This is a genomic window from Pumilibacter muris, assembly GCF_943193045.1.
GTDB classification, from domain to species: Bacteria; Bacillota; Clostridia; order Christensenellales; family Pumilibacteraceae; genus Pumilibacter; species Pumilibacter muris.
The window spans coordinates 333999-352994 of sequence record NZ_CALPCN010000001.1; the positions used below are offsets into that span (position 1 = coordinate 333999).

The window sequence follows — 18996 nt, forward strand, 5'->3', positions numbered from 1 at the left end:
TTATTGAAGTTTTCTATGCGGATTTATGCGCATGCGCTTTAAAGAATACGGTTTTCCGTCGAGTATGCGTTTGTTCACTGCGTCAAACTCTTCTTCTGAGGCATACGATAGGTCTATAAGTATACTTTTGTTTTTGTCGGAGGGAAAATTCACTAAGGGCGACGTAGGAGCTAATATTCCGTAGCAGTAATGTTCTTTTATTCGTCTGAATTCTAATTTTTCCCCTTTGTCGTCGGTTAAAGGAATAACGTAACCTTTGCAGTCGCCGCAGTTTCCGCCGTGATTTTTGCGCGGGCAGTGCGCGAAATGCATAAGCGGAGGTTTGCCGTATGCGTAGCTTATTCCGTCTAATTCATAATCGGCTTCGAGCGAGTTTATAAATTTGCCTGAGAACGAGTGGTTAAGGCGATTTAATCCGATACCTCCGAGTATCTTTTTTTCGCGGAAAAGTTCCAAATGAGATATATTGTTTGCCACAACCGCAAGAAAAGGAAGCGCGCGAATTTTTTCTATTGTTTTTACGTCGTTTCCTCGAATTATAAACGGCAAATTAAGCAGAGCTTCTCCGTTTAATAAATTGCAGTCGTTTGCAATACGTTCGTTATCTGAATAATCGGACGGATTAAGAATAACGTAATCGAAATCAAATTTTATCTTTTTTAGGTCGGCGGCGCTTTGTATTTGAACAAATACGGAAGGCTCGGAATATTCAAACCAATCAATTTTTGGAAAAGAAAGATTTTGGCGCTTTACGGGCTTTTTGCGGTTTGATTTTAATAAGTCGTTTCTCATTGTTTCAACCGCGCTTTTGCGCAAGCTTTTTATTTGAGAAGCGGGAAAAAACGTTTCGGGCGATAATTCTACGTTAAGACTTTCGAGTGAAAATTCCGTCCCTCCGAGAGTTCCGATTGCGTTATACGCTTCTTTTTCGTCGAGCGCTTTGTTTTGAGCTTTTTCGGCGTTTATGTCGCTTTCCACTGTTACCGAACGGTTTTTGCAGTTCATACCGAGCACAGCGGGATTTCCCTCTTTCAGCGTTAAAGTTAAAGAAGCGGGTATGCGCGCGTCAAGCGAAAGCACATTCTTTTTGAGAGCGGCAGAACTCGTAAAGCGCACTTCGTCGCCCGCTTTCACGTCGCCGCGAAACCCCGTAGGATTTCCGTCTATTGCTCCTCCGCCCGATTCTATGCCGTTGCGCAAAAACTTTACGCCGTCTCCGTTTTCGAGTTTTTCGTTGGTTTCGAGCTTTGCTTTACCGCCTATAACGGCCGACACTCTCCCCACTCTATAACCTATGTGGTTTTGAGCTTTAGAATATATTATGTTTTCGGTGGGATTTATAAAGTAAGCGGAGCAGTAATCCCCTCTGTTGAAAACTTTTTTAAGACGTGAAAGCGCGTTTGCGTCTCTTTTTCCGTCTAACGCATTTCGGTAGACCGAAACCGTTTCGGCAACGTATTCTGGTGTGCGCAATCGCCCCTCGATTTTAAGGGAATCCACGCCCAAACTTTTCAGTTTCTCTATTTTATCCAAAAGACATATATCTTTTGCCGATAAAAAATAACCGCTTTCTTTGGAAAAGGAATATTTTTTGCGGCACAGTTGAAGGCATTTGCCTCTGTTGCCGCTGCAACCACTTACCAAGCTACTGTAATAGCAGTTTCCGGAATATGCGACGCACAAAGCGCCCTGACAAAAAAACTCTATTTCAAGCCCCGTATTTCGCTTTATAGCCGCAATATCTTCGGCTATCGATTCTCTGGCAGCCACTATGCGTGAAAGCCCCAAACGTTTGACAAAAGCGGCTCCGTGAGCATTGCATATGCCCGCTTGCGTGCTCGCGTGCAACACGGCTTCGGGAACGCTTTTGTTGAGTTCGGCAATAAGCCCTAAATCCTGAATTATAAAAGCGTCGGCGCCCGCTTGCAGAGCGTATTTTATCGCGCGCACGGCATCGGATAACTCGCTGTCTTTAATTAACGTGTTTACGGTAACGTAAACTTTAACGCCGCGTAAATGAGCAAACTCTAACGCTCGCGTAAGATTTTCGTTGTTAAAGTTACCTGCGTCGGCTCTGGCGCCGTATCTTTCCATTCCTAAATACACGGCGTCCGCTCCGCACACGACTGCGGCTTTCAACGCTTCGAAACTGCCTACGGGCGCGAGTAATTCCATAGCGCGGTTAGCGAAGCTTTGCGCCAAACTCGCGTTCAAGCGAATACAGCACGTTATTAAAGGCGGTTGTTATTTCTTCTTCGGCGAGTGTTTTTTCGGGAGAAGAGAGCGTAAACGAAAGAGCAACGCTCTTATGCCCCGCTTCTATTTGTTCTCCTCTGTAAACGTCGAACAGTTCGGCGTGAACACATAAAGGGTCGGCGTTTTTTGCGGTTTTTATAATATCACCCGCAGGAACTTCTTCGCGCACGATTACTGCGAGGTCGCGCTCCACCGTTTGATATTTAGGCAACGGAGCGAATTTCACGTTGGGAATTTCACGGGAGATGAAGCCGTTTAAATTCATTTCGCAAATGTAAACGTCGTTTGAAATTCCGTAGTTTTTCGCTACGAGAGGATGAAGCTTACCGAAAGAGCAAAAACTTGCGCCATTCAAATAATATTCGCAACTGATGCCGGGATGGTAATACGATTTTTTTCCGTATTCGACTTTTTCAGGCGCAACCGCGAATCTGCGAAGAATTTCTTTTACCGCATATTTCATTGTGTAAAAACTTTCTTGTTCGCCTGTGAACGCCATGCAAAGAGTGTCGTGTTCTTGCGGAAGTTCTTTTAAAGGCAGTTCTTGCGCTATATAAGTTTTTCCTACTTCGAACAATCGGAAATCTTTGTTTTTCTTGCTGAAATTGTGCGCCACTACGTTGAGCATACTCGAAGCAAGCTGCGTGCGCATAACGGCATATTCGTCGCTTAACGGATTGAGTAGTTCTATTTGTTTACGCAATACGCTGTCTTGCGGTAAATTGAGCTTATCGGCAGTCTTTTTAGCTATAAAAGAATATGTTGATATTTCGTAGGCGCCCAATCCGCATGCAAGCGATTTAAGAAAGTCTATGTTTCGCTGTCTGGTGTCTAATCCCCCCGCCGTAGTTTTAGCCGACGGCATAAACGTTGATTTTATATTGTCGTAGCCGTAAAAGCGTATCACTTCTTCGGCGAGGTCGGTATAGTTTTCTATATCTTCTCTGAAAAGCGGTGCTTCGACTGTTAAGTTGTCGCCGCCGGTTTCAACTTTAAACGTTAGCGCTTTTAGAATTTTAGCGACTACGTTAGGCTTAACTTCTATGCCGAGCAATTCCGAAATTTTCTTTGCCGAAGTTTTAATTTTTTTGGTTTGAGGTTTCACGCGGTTTTCTGCGGCAAATGCGCAAGTTACTTTTCCCGCTTTAAGCATACTGAATAAAGCGAGAGCGCGCTCGCGTCCTATGTCTACGCTTTCGTAGTCAACGCCTTTTTCATAACGCGCCGACGAATCGGAGCGCAATCCGAGCGCTCGCGAAGTTGAACGTATGTTGCCTTTTGCAAACCTTGCCGATTCAAGCAAAACGTTTCTAGTCGCATCGGTTATGCCGCTGTATTCTCCGCCCATAACGCCAGCTATGGCGAGAGCTTTTTCGTTGTCGGCAATCACGAGCATATTATTGTTAAGAGTATATGTGCGTTCGTCGAGGGCGGTTATTTGTTCGCCGTTTTCGGCTTTTCGCACTATTATTCCGAGTTTCGACACAAACGATGTGTCGAAAGCGTGCAACGGTTGTCCGACTTCGGCAAGAACATAGTTAGTTATATCAACCACGTTGTTTATAGGACGGATTCCCACATATCTGAGTCTGTCGCGGAGCCACTCGGGCGATTTTTTTATTTTCACGTCCGAAATAACGTTGCAAGTATATCTGCTGCACGCGTCGTCTTTTACTTCGACTGTCGGCGTTTGCGCATATTCGACGCTCGCATGTTTTAAGTTTAGCGGTTTCAATTTTTTTCCGAGCATCGCCGCAATTTCTCGCGCCATCCCGTATACGCATTGGCAGTCGGGGCGGTTTGCCGTTACCGATATATCCAAAACGGTTTCGTTTAATCTCAGCGCGTCTTTTATGTCTGTGCCGGGAGTAATATTTGGCAACAATAAAATACCGTTGACCTCCGCGCCTTCTATAACGTTATCGTCAACGCCGAGTTCGGCACCCGAACAAAGCATACCGTAGCTCATAACGCCGCGCAAAGGCGAAGCCGTAATGCGAACTCCGTTCGGAAGAGTTGCGCCGTCGAGCGCGACGGGCACTGTGTTGCCAACCGAAATATTTTTGGCGCCCGTCACAATCGTTAAAGATTCGCTTCCTACGTCCACTTTGCACACCGAAAGTTTATCGGCGTCGGGATGTTTTTGTATGTTAAGTATTTTGCCTGTAACTACGCGGTCGATACCCTCGCCCGTGTGTATTATTTCTTCCACCTCGAAGCCTATGTTAAGAAGTTTATCGGCAAGTTCTTCGGGCGTTATTCCTTCGGTCGAAACGTAATCGTTCAACCATCCTATCGGCAATTTCATTTAAGGTTCCCTCCCCTTAGTTAAATTGTTTGAGAAAACGCACGTCGTTTTCAAAAACCGTTCTCAAACTGTTTATTCCGAAAATTATGTTCGTTATGCGGTCAAGCCCCACTCCGAAAGCAAATCCTGTGTATTCGTCGGGATTTATTCCGCAGTTTTGCAACACATTGCGGTTCACCATGCCCGCGCCGAGAATTTCTATCCAACCCGTTCCTTTGCACACGCGGCATCCTTTTCCGCCGCATTGCGAACATGAAGCGTCAACTTCAACGCTCGGTTCGGTGAACGGAAAATACGAGGGGCGAAAACGCGTTTTGGTATTTTTTCCAAAAAACTTTTGAGCGAATAAGTCGAGAATACCTTTAAGGTCGCACATGGTTATTCCTTTATCCACCACAAGCCCTTCCACTTGATGGAACACGGGCGAATGGGTTGCGTCCGCTTCGTCGGCTCTGAATACCCGTCCGGGAGAAAGCATTTTAATGGGCGGTTTTACCTTTTCCATCATTCGGACTTGTCCTGCCGAAGTTTGAGAACGCAATAAAATATTTTCCGTTATAAAAAAAGTGTCTTGCATTTCGCGCGCGGGATGGTCGGCGGGAATATTCAGAGCTTCGAAATTATAGTAGTCGGTTTCGATTTCAGGACTGTCGGCAATTACAAAGCCGAGAGACGAGAAAAATTCCGTAATTCTATTTCGCATAATTGTGAGAGGATGAAGCCCTCCCGATGCAGGTTGGCGCATATCGATTGATATGTCTATTTTTTCGTCGCGCAGACGCTTGTCGAGTTCTATTTGTTCGAGCTCGGCTTGTCTTGCGGCAATAGCTTGTTCAAGTTTTTCGCGCGCGGCGTTTACTATCTTACCCGCTTGCGGACGCTTTTCGGGCGGCAAATCTTTCATGCTTTTCAAAAGCGCGGTAAGCTCGCCGTTTTTTCCGAGCACGCGCACGCGAATGTCGTTTAAATCCGAAATTGTTGCGCATGACGAAATTTTCGCTTCGCTTTCGTCGGTTAAAATTTTAACGCTTTCTTCCATACTATCCTCCAAAAAATAAAAGCCCTACGGAAATAATTCCGAGGGCGTTAAAAAACTACGCGGTACCACCTCAGTTCGTCGAATTGAAAAATTCGACCTCAAAGCGGCTGTAACGGAGCCACCGCGCTCGCTTACAATTGCAATTCGCAAGTTGGGCAAGCGTACTCGTGCGGGGAATATTTTGGGCGCGTTTGCGTTTTTTCAGCCGTGAAACGCTCTCTGTTAAATAGTTTGCGCTTTTCTTGTGCCGCAGTCGTCGTATTTAACAATATGGTATCACAGTAGAAAGAAATTGTCAATTCATTTTCGGCAAGTTGGGCAATAATACGTTAAGGCACGAGATTAAACAAAAGGTCGGAGGCTTGGTTTCCGAAATATACGTCGGGCACCTTACCTATTATTATGCTTTCCCCTATTAAAACTTTGGTTACGGTAGTCACCTTATTTTCGGCTCCGGGAATTATTATATTCACCGAAGCCGTTACGTCTATAAAAAATTTATGTATCGTTTGGTTTATGCCTGCGGGTAAGAACTGAGAAGAAAAGTCAGTGTCTATGTTTCCTACTTGAACGGCTTTAATATTTATGTCGGGTCCGCGTCCCGCCAAAAACGAAATGCCGGATAACGAACCTAACGGAATTTTAACGCCGCTGTCGCCTATTGAATTCAAGTTGTTTTGAGCGTTTTCGGTTACATTTCGCGCAAGCATGTTTACCGCCGCCGAATTGGTTTGAATGAGAGCGATATTCCCCGCGTTGTCTTTAATAACTTCCGTTAGTTGTAAAAACGCGGGGTTGGAATTCATAACTTCGGCAACCGACACGTTCACGATATCGACGGTTAGCGATTTTATCGCTTCTCTCGACACCGTGCGAATAACAGGTCGGATAAATATAGCTGTGAAAGCGTATATCGCCGCTATAAGAAAAAGAAGAGTTAAAAGTAAAATGCGCTTTTTTCTCTTCTTTCGTCTTTTTTTGTAGTACGGACACCTTGCCATACATTATATATATGCGGCTTGCGGTGTAACGACACACAAAAATTTTTTTCGGGTATAAAAATTAGTTTATTTTGAACGGGGTGAGAATATTAAAGTTACGGCATAGCTTGCCACAACTGCCACTCCCACGCCGAACGCCGTGCGAACGAGTCCGCCTGCGAACGCGCCTATAAACCCTACTTGTCGCGCCATTTCTATGGAACCGCGAGCGAGCGATGCGCCGAAGCCGATAATGGGAACGCTTATTCCCGCTTGCGCGAATTCGTTTATAGGTTTATATATACCGAAACCTTCGAGCGCGACTCCCGCCAAAAGAAAGATTACGAGTATTCTTGCGGGTGTCAGTTTGGTTTTTATTATGAGTAGTTGCGCGAGCGAACACATAAGCCCGCCGATTGCGAAAACTTTCGCGTAGGTAAAAATTCCGTTTAAGATGCTCATATTTATTCCCTCTCTATAACTATGCCGTGACTTACGCACGGAATCGTTTCGCCTTGATAGCAGCTTTGAGTGCTCATAAGAGCTCCCGTTGCCAAATACGCCACTTTTTTATAGTCGCCCGCAAGCATTCGCGGCAATACGAATTCGTTTATTACCGACGCGCTGCATCCTGCGCCGCTTCCGCCTTGATAGCAGTTTTGGTCTACGCTGTAAACAAGACAGCCGCAATCGGAATACTGTTGTCCGAGATAATAGCCTTCCTCGCGCATGAGGTCGCGCAAAATATCCGAGCCGAGTTTTCCCAAATCGCCGGTTAAAATCAAATCGTAATCTTCGGGCGAGGTTTGCGTTTCTTTAAAAAGCGTGGTTAGTGTGGATAAAGCTGCGGGAGCCATAGCTGCGCCCATGTTAGACAAATCGTTTTGCCCGAAATCGATTACCTTTCCGAGCGTTGCCGATTTTATAACGGGACCGTTGCCTTTTGTGGATATTACGCAGCAGCCTGCCGCCGTAACCGTCCATTGCGCGTAAGGCGGGCGTTGGCAACCGTATTCGAGCGGATAACGGAACTGACGTTCGGCTGTGGCAAAATGGCTTACCGTTGCGCATGCCACAGTGTCGAAATATCCGCCGTCAAGCATAACGGAACCTATCGAAAGCGCTTCGGTGTATGTCGAACACGCGCTGTAAACGCCCAAATGGGGCAAATCGAGATTGCGCGCAACATAGCTCGAAGTTGTCATTTGATTTAAAAGGTCGCCCGATATTAAAAGTTGAGCGTCGCCCACAAGCGGCCGCGCTTCGTTAAGAGACGCGCGCACAGCTTCGTCGAACATGAGAATTTCGGCTCTCTCGAAGTTTTTTTCGCCCATTTTTATGTCTTCTTTCGTTCTTCTGAAATATCTTTTTAAAGGGCCTTGCGCTTCTTTGTTCCCTACAACCGCGTTTGCCGAAACTATGTGTATGGGAGTTGAAAAGAACAGAGTGCTTTTCGCTTCTTTTTGAACGCTCTTTTTAAGCGTTTGCGGCGTGGCTGTGAAATTGCAATTAGTGCCTTTGTGAATTGTCGTACCTTGCATTATAACCTCCCGAGTATGAGCAAATTAAGTATGCCCGCCACCGTAGACCACACAATGCCGTTCACCACTACGGGACCTACAACCGAAAACATTTTAACGCTTGTTCCCAAAATCAAGCCTTCCGATTTAAATTCCATAGAAGCGCTGGATATGGCGTTAGCAAAGCCCGTAATGGGCAAAAAGCATCCTGCGCCGCCTTTTCTGGCAATTACGTCGTAAAAGCCGAGTCCCGTAAATAGAATTGCGATTGTAATTATCGTCATAGACGTGATATTAACAATCATATCTTCCGAAAAATTCGGAAAAATCAACGCGTAAATGTCGCCCACTCCTTGAGCTATACAGCATGTGATGCCGCCTATCCAAAAAGAATTCCACAACGACTTTACGGTTCCGGATTTCGGTGTTACGGAATCAACGTATTTTCCGTAGCGTTCGTTACGTTTTTCTATGGGATTAGCGACAGCGTTCATTTTTTATCTCCTTTATTGCTATAACCGTTTCTTTTTCGTTACAATTTTTTAAGTCCGAAAATTCGGTAATGCCATGTTTCATATTGTTATTGCCTCTCTCAAATTATTTGCTTGCGTTTACTGAAACACCGACCTTGCCACTTCGGTATCGTTTTTGAGATATGCCGAAAGGTTGTCGTCGGAGTCGAGCGACGCAAGCGCAACGTCTTTAATGTGCGCGATTCCCTGCGTGTGTAACGTTGTTGTAAGCCATTGCTCGTTTTTGCCGAAAGCCTTTAAGTTGCCTTTAAGAATTTTGCCGTCTATAATAACGTCGGCGCGAACGCTGTCGTCTTGCACTTCGTTGCCCTCGTCTTCGTTTGTTGCAGGACGTGCGAGCGCTTTGGGCATAACGGAAACGTTGCCGTTGGTTTCGAGTATGGCATAATTGATTTCCGTAATATCGAAATATCCCTGACTTCTGAGTTCGCGCATAAGGTCGTTTACTGAAAACCTCGCTTTTTTAAGTCCTTTATAAAGGATTTCGCCCTTTGCGATTACGAATATGGGATTTCCTTCTAAAAAGCGGCGGCACAATATGCTTTTTTGCGAAAGAAAAGAAAACAGAGCGCCGCTGAGCATAAACATTGCCAAAGATATTGCGCTTGCCCAAAGCGGCAAGTCGGGTTCTACGCACATTACCGCCGCAACGCTTCCCGCCGTTATGCCTATAACGTAGTCGAAGAAGCTAAGTTGCGATATTTGTTTTGCACCGTCGATTTTGGTTAAAATGAGCAGAACTATAATCGTGAACAGTGTTCTTAAAATAATTTCAAGATAAATATTCAAACAGTAGCCTCCGAAGAATTTTTATTCGTTATAGTTTTGTGTGTTTTATGATTTTTTTATGCGCGACTCTAAATGGGCTAACTTGAAAACCGAACATTGAGTTTATAGGTGTAAAGAAAAACCGTTCGGCGTTTTGCCGAACGGTTAGTATCTTTTTTAATATACTGCGAGTTGTGTTTATTTCGCGTATTCCACGCTACGCATTTCACGAATAACGTTCACTTTGATTTGACCCGGATATTCCATCTCGCTCTCTATTTTTTTGGCGATGTCTTTAGCCATAAAAACGGTTGCGTTGTCGTTTACCACTTCGGGCTTAACTATGATGCGAACTTCACGTCCTGCCTGAATTGCAAACGATTTTTCAACGCCGTTAAAGCTGTTGGCTATTTCTTCGAGCTTTTCAAGACGTTTTACATAATTGTCGAGCGATTCTCTGCGCGCGCCCGGTCTTGCTCCGCTTATTGCGTCGGCGCATTGAACCAAAATAGCTTCCACCGTTTGAGGCTCTATATCGTTGTGGTGAGCCGCAATACAGTGAATTACTTCTTTGCTTTCTTTATACTTTTTGGCAAGGTCAGCGCCTATGGTTATGTGCGTGCCCTCAACTTCGTGGTCTACGGCTTTTCCTATGTCGTGCAAAAGTCCGGCACGCTTGGCCAACTTAACGTCGGCACCTAATTCGGCAGCCATAAGCCCCGCAAGATAAGATACTTCGAGCGAATGTTTAAGAACGTTTTGCCCGTAGCTTGTGCGGTATTTCAACCTGCCCAAAAGGCGCACAAGGTCGGGATGAAGATTGAATACGCCCGCTTCGAAAGTTGCGTTGTCGCCCGTTTCTTTAATTTGATTATCGAGCTCCTTGCGGGTTTTCTCAACAACTTCTTCTATGCGCGCGGGATGAATACGCCCGTCAGCAATCAATTTTTCGAGAGTTATTCTCGCCACTTCGCGTCTTACGGGGTCGAATCCCGAAAGAACCACCGCTTCGGGAGTGTCGTCTATAATCAAATCTACCCCCGTAGCGTTTTCGAGCGCACGAATATTGCGCCCCTCTCTGCCTATTATGCGCCCTTTCATTTCGTCGTTGGGAAGATTTACAACCGATACTGTGATTTCGGCGCTGTGGTCTACGGCGCAACGCTGAACTGCGGTAGCTATAATGGAGCGCGATTTTTTCTCCGCTTCTTCCTTTGCTTCGGCTTCGATTTCGCGTACGAGTTTAGCCGCGTCGCGTTTTGCGTCCTCCTCTATTTCTTTAAAGAGCTGCGCTTTCGCTTCTTCGCGCGTAAGTTGAGATACTTTTTCGATTTCGCCGAGCATACGTTCGTGCGCGGAATCGATTTCCGCTTTTTTCGCGTCTATGCGGCTTTCTTTTTCGGCGATAGACGCTTTTGTTTTTTCCACCGCTTCGAGTTTCTTTTCGAGGGCGTCTTCCTTTTTTTCGAGAGCATCTTCGCGTTGCGATATGCGTTGCTCGCTTCTTTGAACTTCGTTGCGGCGTTCTTTAAGCTCGCGGTCTAACTCGGCTTTAAGCTGTTGGATTTCTTCTTTAGCTTCCAAAATAGCTTCTTTTTGCGAGTTTTTAGCTTGTGATTGAACTTCTTTCGCTTTGTTGTACGCTTCTTCGATTATCTTGTTTGCCGACTGCTTCGCGTCGCCGAGCTTTTTCTTTTGCATAACCATGCTTACGATTATGCCGCCCGCTACGCCCGCAATCAGCGCAACTATCGGCAACACTATCGCCAAAATTGTTGACGTTGACGCGCAAAATAATAAATTCCGTAACATTTTTTTAACCTCCTTTCAGTATTTTTATTATAAAGTATAGTGTTCATCGTGTTCGCGTCGATGATTTAATATACGGACGGACTTTTTTCCGCTGCAAACGCAGCGAAACTTGTCCGACTCTTATATTACAACATATGGTAACAAAAGTCAAGTAATCCGCGCAACCGCTTGAATTGTGCGGCTAATATAAAGCGTTTTTTATTCTTCGCTCTCTTCGGCTTTTGCGTCGTCGGGCGCTTGCCCGTCTTGAGTTTTGTTCTTCTCTTCCGTAATCTTTTTAATTGCGGCTTCTATTTCGTCTGCCATTTCGGGTTTTGAAGCAAGCATGTTCATAAGCGCGGCTCTACCCTGACAAATGCGTTCGCCGTTGTAGCTGAACCACGAACCGCTTTTGGTAAACAGCTTGTGTTCAAGACCCAAGTCTACGATACAGCTTTCGCGGGAAATTCCTTTTCCGAAAATAATATCGAATTCGGCTGTTTTGAACGGAGGAGCAAGCTTATTTTTAACAACTTTAACTTTGGTGTGGTTGCCGACAACTTCGCTTCCTTCTTTCACACCCTCTACGCGGCGTACATCAAGACGTATGCTTGCGTAGAATTTAAGCGCTTTGCCGCCCGGAGTAACTTCGGGATTACCGAACATTACGCCAACTTTTTCGCGCAGTTGGTTTATAAATATAATGCACGTTTTCGATTTATTGCAAACCGACGCCAAAATTCTGAGCGCCTTAGACATAAGTCTTGCTTGCAAGCCGATTTGACTGTCGCCCATTTCGCCGTCTATTTCGGCTTTGGGGGTGAGCGCCGCAACCGAGTCTACAACAACCACGTCTACGCCGCCGCTACGCACAAGAGCTTCGGCAATATCGAGCCCCTGTTCGCCGTTATCCGGTTGCGAAATATAAAGGCTATCGGTGTCTATTCCTAAATTGCGTGCATAAACGGGGTCGAGGGCGTGTTCGGCGTCGATAAAAGCGACGGTGCCGCCGAGCTTTTGCGCTTGCGCGATAACGTGAAGCGAAAGCGTGGTTTTTCCGCTTGATTCGGGACCGTATATTTCTATAATGCGTCCTCGCGGAAGTCCGCCTATTCCGAGCGCAAGGTCTACGCTAAGGCAGCCTGTGGGGATAACTTCCACAGCGGTAACTTTCGACTCGTTAAGTTTCATTATAGAGCCTTTTCCGTAGTTCTTCTCGATTTGCGCTATTGCCGCGTCGAGCGCTTTTTTTCGCTCTTCCTTTGTCATGTTATAATCGATTATAGGTTTTCCTTTATCCATTTTATGTTCTCCTTATTGTTTGTCTTTTAGTCGTTTTGTGTGTTTGCGTTATTTGTATGCGCGTTGCTTTTTAAAAGTTTGCACAGCTTAAAAAGCGCGCAGTTAGTGCCTTTTTCGATTACTTCCGTTCTGTCGCCCTCGAACGTGTGGCAATAAATATCTATGTTATGTCTGTCGCCTACCGCTATGTAACACAAACCCGCTTCGTTCGGTTTTTCCGATGTGGGGCCCGCATTGCCCGTAGTGGCAATAACGTAATCGTAATTGCCGTCCATTAAAAGGTTCGCCGCCATTTGATAAGCCGTTTCGTCGCTTACGGCTCCGCAGTTATCGAGCGCCCTTTGCGAAACGCGCAAACGGTTAGCCTTAACATCGTTCGAATAGCAAACAATTCCCTCTTTCAGCGATTTGCTTATGCCTGGCGTTTTTACGAGCGACGCGGCTATATTGCCGCCTGTAAACGATTCGGCAAGCCCGAGAGTTTTTCCGCTTTCAATAAGCATTTGCGCCGTTTTTTCGGATAAGGTTACGTCTTCGTAGGAATATGTGCAATCTTTTAAAGCTTCCGTTACGCCGCTTAAAAGTTCGCTCACGGTGTTTTTTTGCGTTTTGTTGGAATAGCGCACGCTCACTGTGCAACCGTCCGATTCGGTGTCGAATTTAAAAACGATTTTGTTACGGTTCTTGATAAAATTTCCGAGTATGTAACGTAGCTGTTCTTCCGTTTTTCCAAACGTTTTAAAAATGCTCGAAGTGTAGAACGTTTTGCATTTGCTGTTAAGCATTGGAATAAGCGTGTTTGAAATAAAGCTATTGTCGCAACTTTTGGAAACCGCGCAAGGCGTGTCGTCTATAACAAATATTTCGAGAGAATTAGCCGATTCGTATTTTTCGGCAATCGCATTGCGAAAGGCGTCCGTATTTCCGCAAATCAAAACAGCATCGCAGCGGGCTGTTAAAAACTCGAAGGTGTCGGTTGTTTTTTCGCAGTCGGCTAAAAACACGCTCATCTTAACAAAATATCCGTGCTTGCAAAGCTTGCGCGAAACGCGGTTTATATCGGGCGAGTTTCCGTCGGATATACATTCGCCTCCGCCGAGTTGTAGTATGCCTATATCCATTTCAGTCTTTAAGCACCTGCTTGTTTTTAACGATGTAATTTATTCCCGAAACTATCGCCATAATTGTGGAAAGCGCCAAAAGCGCGAAGCCTATATAAAATGTTATGTCAATAAAAGTTTGCCACGAAGAACTTGCTTTTTTCGCCGCGCTTATAAGGTCGGTTATGGGAAGCAAACAAATAAGCGCGCACATTTGCAGCACGGTTTTTATTTTTCCGAGTTTGTCCGCTGCCAACACGACGTTTTTGGAACTCGCCACTATGCGAAATCCGCTAATCATAAGTTCTCGGCATAAAATAATCATGGCGCAAACGGTAGTCCAAATTTGAAATTTGCCTGTTTTCAATACTATAGCGAACAGCGCGCACGCTACAAGCATTTTATCGGCAATGGGGTCGAGAAACTTACCGAGATTTGTTACTTGGTCATATTTTCTTGCAAGATTGCCGTCTAAAAAGTCGGTAAAACTTGCTATTACGAACACTCCCGTTGCCGCCACGCAGTGAAATGGAAAATTAACGAAAAACAGCGTGACAAATACGGGAATCAATATCATTCGTAAAAATGTCAGCTTTGTGGGTAAATTCATTCGGTTTTTTCTCCTAACAGGTCGTAACCGTCGTAGCCTGTGATTTTAACTTTGTAGTATTCTCCCGCTTCCACAAAATCTGCGGTAAAAAATACTTTTGTGTCTATGTCGGGGGCGTCGTATTCGGTACGCCCCGCAAACATATTTCTGTCGTAGTCTATGTCCTCGTAAATAACTTCGAGAGTTTTGCCGAGCATAGATTCGTTATACTCTTTGCGGTTTTTAAAGTGCAACTCTCCTATTGCGTTTACTCTTTCGGCTTTTGTTCGTTTGGTTAAGTGTCCTTTCAGTTTTGCCGAAGGCGTGCCGTCCTCTTTGCTGTAAGCGAAAACGCCGACGTGCTCGGGCTTATATTCCGCTATGAACGTTTTTAAATTTTCGAAACTTTCTTCCGTTTCCTGCGGAAATCCTACCATAACTGTTGTGCGCACGGTTATGCCGTTGTTTCGCAGTTTCGAAAAAAGTTTTTTAACGTCGTTGCCGCTGTTGCGACGGTTCATAAGTTTTAAAATTTTGTCGTCGGTATGCTGAATGGGAACGTCAACATATTTTGCCACCTTAGGATTTTTTGCAATTTCCGCGATTAACTCGTCGGTTACTAATTCGGGATAGCAGTACATAAGGCGCAAAGTATGTATATTTAAGGCGCTTAAACGCCGTATAAGCTCCACCAGTTTAGGTTCGCCGTAAATGTCCGCGCCAAATCTTGTTACGTCCTGAGCAACTAAAATAAGCTCTTTTACGCCTTGCTCCGCAAGCTCTTCCGCTTCGTCTACAACATCTTCAATATTGCGCGAGCGGTATTTTCCGCGAATAGACGGAATTGTGCAAAACGTGCAACGGTTATCGCAACCGTCGGCAATTTTAAGGTAAGCGTAGTGAGGCGGCGTAGTTAAAATTCGGGTAAGTTTGGTAGGTTCGTCTTTAACGGAGTTTTCTTCTCCGTATAGCGAACTTATAATTTCGCAAATGCGCTCATAGTCGTCGGTGCCGAGAAAACAGTCAACTTCGGGCAATCCTTCTTTTAGCTCCGATAGGTGCTTTTGAGGAAGACAGCCCGTAACTATAAGTTTTTCACACTTTTCCGACTTGCATGCCGCAGCCGCCAAAATAACGTCGATTGCTTCTTTTCGTGCCGCTTCTATAAACGCGCAAGTGTTTATTATTATTATTTGGGCGCTTTGTTCGTCGTTGGTAATATCGTAGCCGCCCAAACGTAAGCGGTAAAGCATATTTTCGGTGTCTACCCTGTTTTTGTCGCAACCTAACGTAATAACGCCTACGCTCTTTCTCATATTTCGATTCCGAATAGTTCTTTATATTGCTCACGCGATATATACACCGCGCGCGGTTTGCTACCTTCGAGCGGACCTATAAACTTGTGCTGTTCCATTTGGTCTATTATTCGGCTTGCTCGCGCATATCCTACGCTGAAACGGCGCTGAATCATGCTTGTGCTTGCCGAGCCCGATTCGATAACGCATTTGAGAACTTCGGGCATAAGACTGTCGAATTCTTTGCTGTCCTCTTCGTCATCGTCGTCGGAATCGGATTCTACGGGTTTCACTTCTATAGCCGAAGTGAATTCTTCGTCAAAGTCGGCTTCGTTGTTTACGCGAACGTATTCCGATATTGCCATAACTTCGTCGTCGGTAACGAAAGCGCCTTGTACGCGTTTAGGCTCGTCCATTCCTACGGGCGAATACAGCATGTCGCCGCGTCCTAAAAGAGTTTCCGCTCCGCCCTCGTCAAGAATGGTGCGAGAGTCCATATTGCTCTTAACTGTGAACGCAATACGGCTGGGCAAATTCGCTTTAATAGTTCCCGTAATAACGTCTACCGACGGACGTTGGGTAGCGAGAATAAGGTGAATACCTGCGGCGCGCGCCTTTTGCGCAATACTCATAATTTTGCTTTCGAGTATTTTTTTGTTGTTGTCAAGCATGAGTTCGGCAAGCTCGTCTACAATCAAAACTATATACGGCAATTTTTGCTCTTCGCCCGACTTCACCGCTTCCGACTTATTGAATTCGGGCAAACTGCGCACGCGATGATTACCGAACAAAGTGTATCTGCGGTCCATTTCTTCTTTCGCCCATGTAAGAACGTTAATTGCCTGTTGCGCGTCGTTAATAATGTCGGCGCCGAGCAAATGCGGAATCCCCTGATACATGTTAAATTCAACGCGTTTGGGGTCGATTAGAATTAGGCGCACGTCTTCTGGCGATGACTTATAAAGTATGCTGATTATTATGGAATTGAGACATGCGGATTTTCCGCTGCCGGTAGCTCCCGCTATTAAAAGGTGAGGCATTTTTTCAAGATTGCAAACTATGATGCTGCCCGCAATGTCTTTTCCGAGCGCAAGAGTGAGCGGCGACGAAGAACCGTGAAATTCTTTTGCCGAAATAACTTCGCGCAACCGCACAATGTCGATTTCTTCGTTTGGTACTTCTATACCTACCGCCCGCTTTCCGGGAATGGGCGCCTCAATACGAATTTTCCCGTTACTCGCAAGATTATACTCTATGTCGGTGGAAAATTGCTCTATGCGTTTAATAGATATGCCGGGAGGCATTTCGAGTTCGAATCGCGTAACTGCGGGACCGCGAGTAATTCCCGTTACTTTTACGGGCAATTTCAACTCTTGAAGCGTTTCCTCCAAAATGCGAGCTTTTTCCTCGCACGCGACGTTGAAATTTTCGGGAATGGAAGCGTCCGACGATATAAGCATGTCTATGTCGGGCGGATTGTATCGAGAGTGTTTTTTCTTTTTGGGTTTTACGGGCGGTTGCGGCGCAACGGCAACGTAGTCGTCTATTTTAAGCTGATTTGTAGAGCGTACAACGGGTTGCTCTTGCGTTTTTGGCGGCTTGCTCGAAAAAGAAACGGGTTCGTAGTATCCCGTGTTGTCGTTTCCGTCGAAATGAGATTGCTCCGACAAATCGAGCGGCTCTTCTATAATTTTAAACGACGATTCCGTTACAGGTTCTTGCGGCTCTATGGGCAAATCGTCAACGTCGGCAATAAGGCTTTCGTCTTCTTCGCTCGGAAGCTCGATAAACGGCTCCGCACTTTGTTCGAATCCGTTTTGAGCGGATTCGGCAGAGTCGTTACGTTGGAATAAATCGGGTTCGCGCTTGGATTTGTTTTCCGTAGCCGCCGCGCGTTCGCGTTCTTCGTTTAAAAGCTGTTGAAAACGTGATTCGGGCGTATGTTGTTTTTCATATTCGGAAGCGGTTATAATCGGTTCCAAATAATCGTTTTCGTCTTCTTGCGAAGAGGCGTTCGAAAAATCGTCGAAGCCTTTAAGCGGCGGTTCGAACAAAGGTGCGAAAGGCTTTTGCTGTTGTTTCTTTTCTTTTACCGAGTTTGTAAACGAAGGCGTTTTTGCGGCGCTTGCGTTAGACTGTTTTGCGGGTGCGCCGAAATAGTCGCCGTTCACAATGGCGGGCTGCTCTTCGTATTCTTCTTCCGCTTCCGTGCTTTCTTTGGGGCGGATTGCAGCGGGCTCTAATTTTTTAGTGGAGAACGCTCCCGCTTTTGGAAGTTCAGAATTGTCTTTTTCGGATTTAATGGGCGCGTTGCTTTCTTCGAGCTGACGCGATAAAATTTCGCCGTTTATTATGCCCGCTCCGCCCACTATTTGCTCGCTGAAATCTTTGGGCGGAACCATAGGAACTTCTGGCAATTCAGGCGCGTGCACGCGCTTTTGGGGTTTTGGCTGTTGTTCTACGGGCGCTTTCGGTTGCTGTTGAACAGTATTGTCTTTAACTGTGGGTTCGGCCGTAAGAGGAGGCAAAACGAATTTTGAAAGGTATTCTTTCTCCGCATCGTTGAAGTCTATCGGCGTTGGTTTGGGTAATGGCGCATATTGCTGACGATTGCCGAAAAGCGTTTCGTAAGCTTTCGACCGCTCGGTTTGTTTCGGCGCTTTGGAGTACGGCTCGAATTGCGATAAAGAGCCGTTTGACGCGGCGGAGTTTATAGCGGGCGTTTGAGTTTTTTGCGGAAGTTCGTAATTTTCGCCGAGCGGAGTTTGTTCCGCTATAAGGCGGTTTTGCTGAGTGGGAACTATTTGCGCCACATAAAGCGTGTTATCCGTAATAGGACGAATGGGCATGGGCGCGGCTTGTCCTTTCACAAACGAATTGTTTGCCTGTTCGGGCGTTTGCGCTCTTTTATCGTTTTTGCGTTTGCCGTATAAAGGCAACGCGATAAAAAACGTAAACGCCGCAATAAACAGCAAAGAAAAAACAATGTACGAAACTACGGGGGTAATCAACCGTTGAACGGCGTATGCAACAACGCCGAACAATACCCCGCCTGCAGTCAGTTTTGCTGAATAAACGCCCGACACATACGAGGAAAACGTTTCTCCGAGCATAGAGTGGGTTGTTGCGAGTTGCAAAATTATCATAAGACTCAAAGCCATAAACACAATTCCGAGTTTATAGCGAGTTGCAAGCGACGCTTTGCGCCCCTGTATGAGCGCTATACCGAGAATTAAGGTGCTGAAAAACAGCGGATAGCTGAATATTCCGAAAATGCCCGTTGTAACGCCATAAATAAGTTTGCTTATAACGCCTAAAATAGGGCGCACGATTATGCAAAGCAAGATAAAAGCCGAGAGAATTACAAGAACTATCCCTAAAATATCGCTTTCGCCTTCGGCTTTTTCCCTGCGTCTTCCGTTGTTGTATTTTTTAGACGGCAATTTTCTTAACTCCGTTTTTAAACTTTGAACGCTTTTAATTATACCATAATAAAGCCGTTATTTCAATTAAAA

General features: G+C 45.6%; 14 protein-coding genes. All 14 read right to left on the reverse strand.

Annotated features, from left to right (window positions below; genetic code table 11):
- The 14 genes from NFR62_RS01620 to NFR62_RS01685 all read right to left on the reverse strand — a co-directional run bounded on the left by NFR62_RS01620 (window position 1) and on the right by NFR62_RS01685 (window position 18924).
- Complete coding sequence (locus NFR62_RS01620; RefSeq protein ID WP_251612698.1) at window positions 1-2175, reverse strand: U32 family peptidase; 2175 nt, start codon at window positions 2173-2175, stop codon at window positions 1-3.
- A gap of 7 nt (window positions 2176-2182) precedes the next feature.
- Window positions 2183-4564 (reverse strand): phenylalanine--tRNA ligase subunit beta, encoded by a 2382-nt coding sequence (gene pheT / locus NFR62_RS01625; protein ID WP_251612701.1) that lies wholly within the window; start codon window positions 4562-4564, stop codon window positions 2183-2185.
- Window positions 4565-4580: 16 nt separating this feature from the next.
- Window positions 4581-5603, reverse strand: a complete 1023-nt coding sequence (pheS, locus tag NFR62_RS01630; protein WP_251612703.1) for a phenylalanine--tRNA ligase subunit alpha — start codon at window positions 5601-5603, stop codon at window positions 4581-4583.
- Window positions 5604-5932: 329 nt separating this feature from the next.
- Window positions 5933-6604 (reverse strand): sporulation protein YunB, encoded by a 672-nt coding sequence (yunB, locus tag NFR62_RS01635; RefSeq protein WP_251612706.1) that lies wholly within the window; start codon window positions 6602-6604, stop codon window positions 5933-5935.
- Window positions 6605-6670: 66 nt separating this feature from the next.
- Window positions 6671-7045, reverse strand: coding sequence for a SpoVA/SpoVAEb family sporulation membrane protein (locus NFR62_RS01640; protein WP_251612709.1), 375 nt, complete (start codon window positions 7043-7045; stop codon window positions 6671-6673).
- 2 nt (window positions 7046-7047) lie between these two features.
- A complete protein-coding gene (spoVAD, locus tag NFR62_RS01645; RefSeq protein ID WP_251612712.1) occupies window positions 7048-8124 on the reverse strand; it encodes a stage V sporulation protein AD in 1077 nt (358 codons plus the stop codon).
- The gene (locus tag NFR62_RS01650) at window positions 8124-8597 is read right to left on the reverse strand and encodes a SpoVA/SpoVAEb family sporulation membrane protein (RefSeq protein WP_251612715.1); all 474 of its coding nucleotides are present in this window, start codon (window positions 8595-8597) and stop codon (window positions 8124-8126) included. Before NFR62_RS01650 ends, spoVAD begins: the two co-directional genes overlap by 1 nt.
- A gap of 117 nt (window positions 8598-8714) precedes the next feature.
- Window positions 8715-9425 carry a DUF421 domain-containing protein gene (locus tag NFR62_RS01655; RefSeq protein WP_251612717.1) on the reverse strand — a complete coding sequence of 237 codons (711 nt, stop codon included), beginning with the start codon at window positions 9423-9425 and terminating at the stop codon, window positions 8715-8717.
- Window positions 9426-9602: 177 nt separating this feature from the next.
- A complete protein-coding gene (gene rny / locus NFR62_RS01660; RefSeq protein ID WP_275556871.1) occupies window positions 9603-11216 on the reverse strand; it encodes a ribonuclease Y in 1614 nt (537 codons plus the stop codon).
- A 198-nt stretch (window positions 11217-11414) separates the two neighbouring features.
- The gene (gene recA, locus NFR62_RS01665) at window positions 11415-12464 is read right to left on the reverse strand and encodes a recombinase RecA (protein WP_251613491.1); all 1050 of its coding nucleotides are present in this window, start codon (window positions 12462-12464) and stop codon (window positions 11415-11417) included.
- Between the two features lie 59 nt (window positions 12465-12523).
- Window positions 12524-13618, reverse strand: coding sequence for a CinA family protein (locus NFR62_RS01670; protein WP_251612720.1), 1095 nt, complete (start codon window positions 13616-13618; stop codon window positions 12524-12526).
- A gap of 1 nt (window position 13619) precedes the next feature.
- The gene (gene pgsA / locus NFR62_RS01675) at window positions 13620-14207 is read right to left on the reverse strand and encodes a CDP-diacylglycerol--glycerol-3-phosphate 3-phosphatidyltransferase (protein ID WP_251612722.1); all 588 of its coding nucleotides are present in this window, start codon (window positions 14205-14207) and stop codon (window positions 13620-13622) included.
- A complete protein-coding gene (gene rimO / locus NFR62_RS01680) occupies window positions 14204-15502 on the reverse strand; it encodes a 30S ribosomal protein S12 methylthiotransferase RimO (RefSeq protein WP_251612725.1) in 1299 nt (432 codons plus the stop codon). Before rimO ends, pgsA begins: the two co-directional genes overlap by 4 nt.
- Window positions 15499-18924, reverse strand: a complete 3426-nt coding sequence (locus NFR62_RS01685) for a DNA translocase FtsK (RefSeq protein ID WP_251612729.1) — start codon at window positions 18922-18924, stop codon at window positions 15499-15501. Before NFR62_RS01685 ends, rimO begins: the two co-directional genes overlap by 4 nt.
- Window positions 18925-18996: the final 72 nt, after the last annotated feature.

What these genes read in the sequence shown, in the direction of transcription:
- NFR62_RS01620 (WP_251612698.1), bottom strand. Translation starts at nt 2,175, where the DNA reads ATGGAATTACTCGCGCCCGTAGGCAGTTTCGAAGCGTTGAAAGCCGCA.
- pheT (WP_251612701.1), bottom strand. Translation starts at nt 4,564, where the DNA reads ATGAAATTGCCGATAGGATGGTTGAACGATTACGTTTCGACCGAAGGA.
- pheS (WP_251612703.1), bottom strand. Translation starts at nt 5,603, where the DNA reads ATGGAAGAAAGCGTTAAAATTTTAACCGACGAAAGCGAAGCGAAAATT.
- yunB (WP_251612706.1), bottom strand. Translation starts at nt 6,604, where the DNA reads ATGGCAAGGTGTCCGTACTACAAAAAAAGACGAAAGAAGAGAAAAAAG.
- NFR62_RS01640 (WP_251612709.1), bottom strand. Translation starts at nt 7,045, where the DNA reads ATGAGCATCTTAAACGGAATTTTTACCTACGCGAAAGTTTTCGCAATC.
- spoVAD (WP_251612712.1), bottom strand. Translation starts at nt 8,124, where the DNA reads ATGCAAGGTACGACAATTCACAAAGGCACTAATTGCAATTTCACAGCC.
- NFR62_RS01650 (WP_251612715.1), bottom strand. Translation starts at nt 8,597, where the DNA reads ATGAACGCTGTCGCTAATCCCATAGAAAAACGTAACGAACGCTACGGA.
- rny (WP_275556871.1), bottom strand. Translation starts at nt 11,216, where the DNA reads ATGTTACGGAATTTATTATTTTGCGCGTCAACGTCAACAATTTTGGCG.
- recA (WP_251613491.1), bottom strand. Translation starts at nt 12,464, where the DNA reads ATGACAAAGGAAGAGCGAAAAAAAGCGCTCGACGCGGCAATAGCGCAA.
- NFR62_RS01670 (WP_251612720.1), bottom strand. Translation starts at nt 13,618, where the DNA reads ATGGATATAGGCATACTACAACTCGGCGGAGGCGAATGTATATCCGAC.
- pgsA (WP_251612722.1), bottom strand. Translation starts at nt 14,207, where the DNA reads ATGAATTTACCCACAAAGCTGACATTTTTACGAATGATATTGATTCCC.
- rimO (WP_251612725.1), bottom strand. Translation starts at nt 15,502, where the DNA reads ATGAGAAAGAGCGTAGGCGTTATTACGTTAGGTTGCGACAAAAACAGG.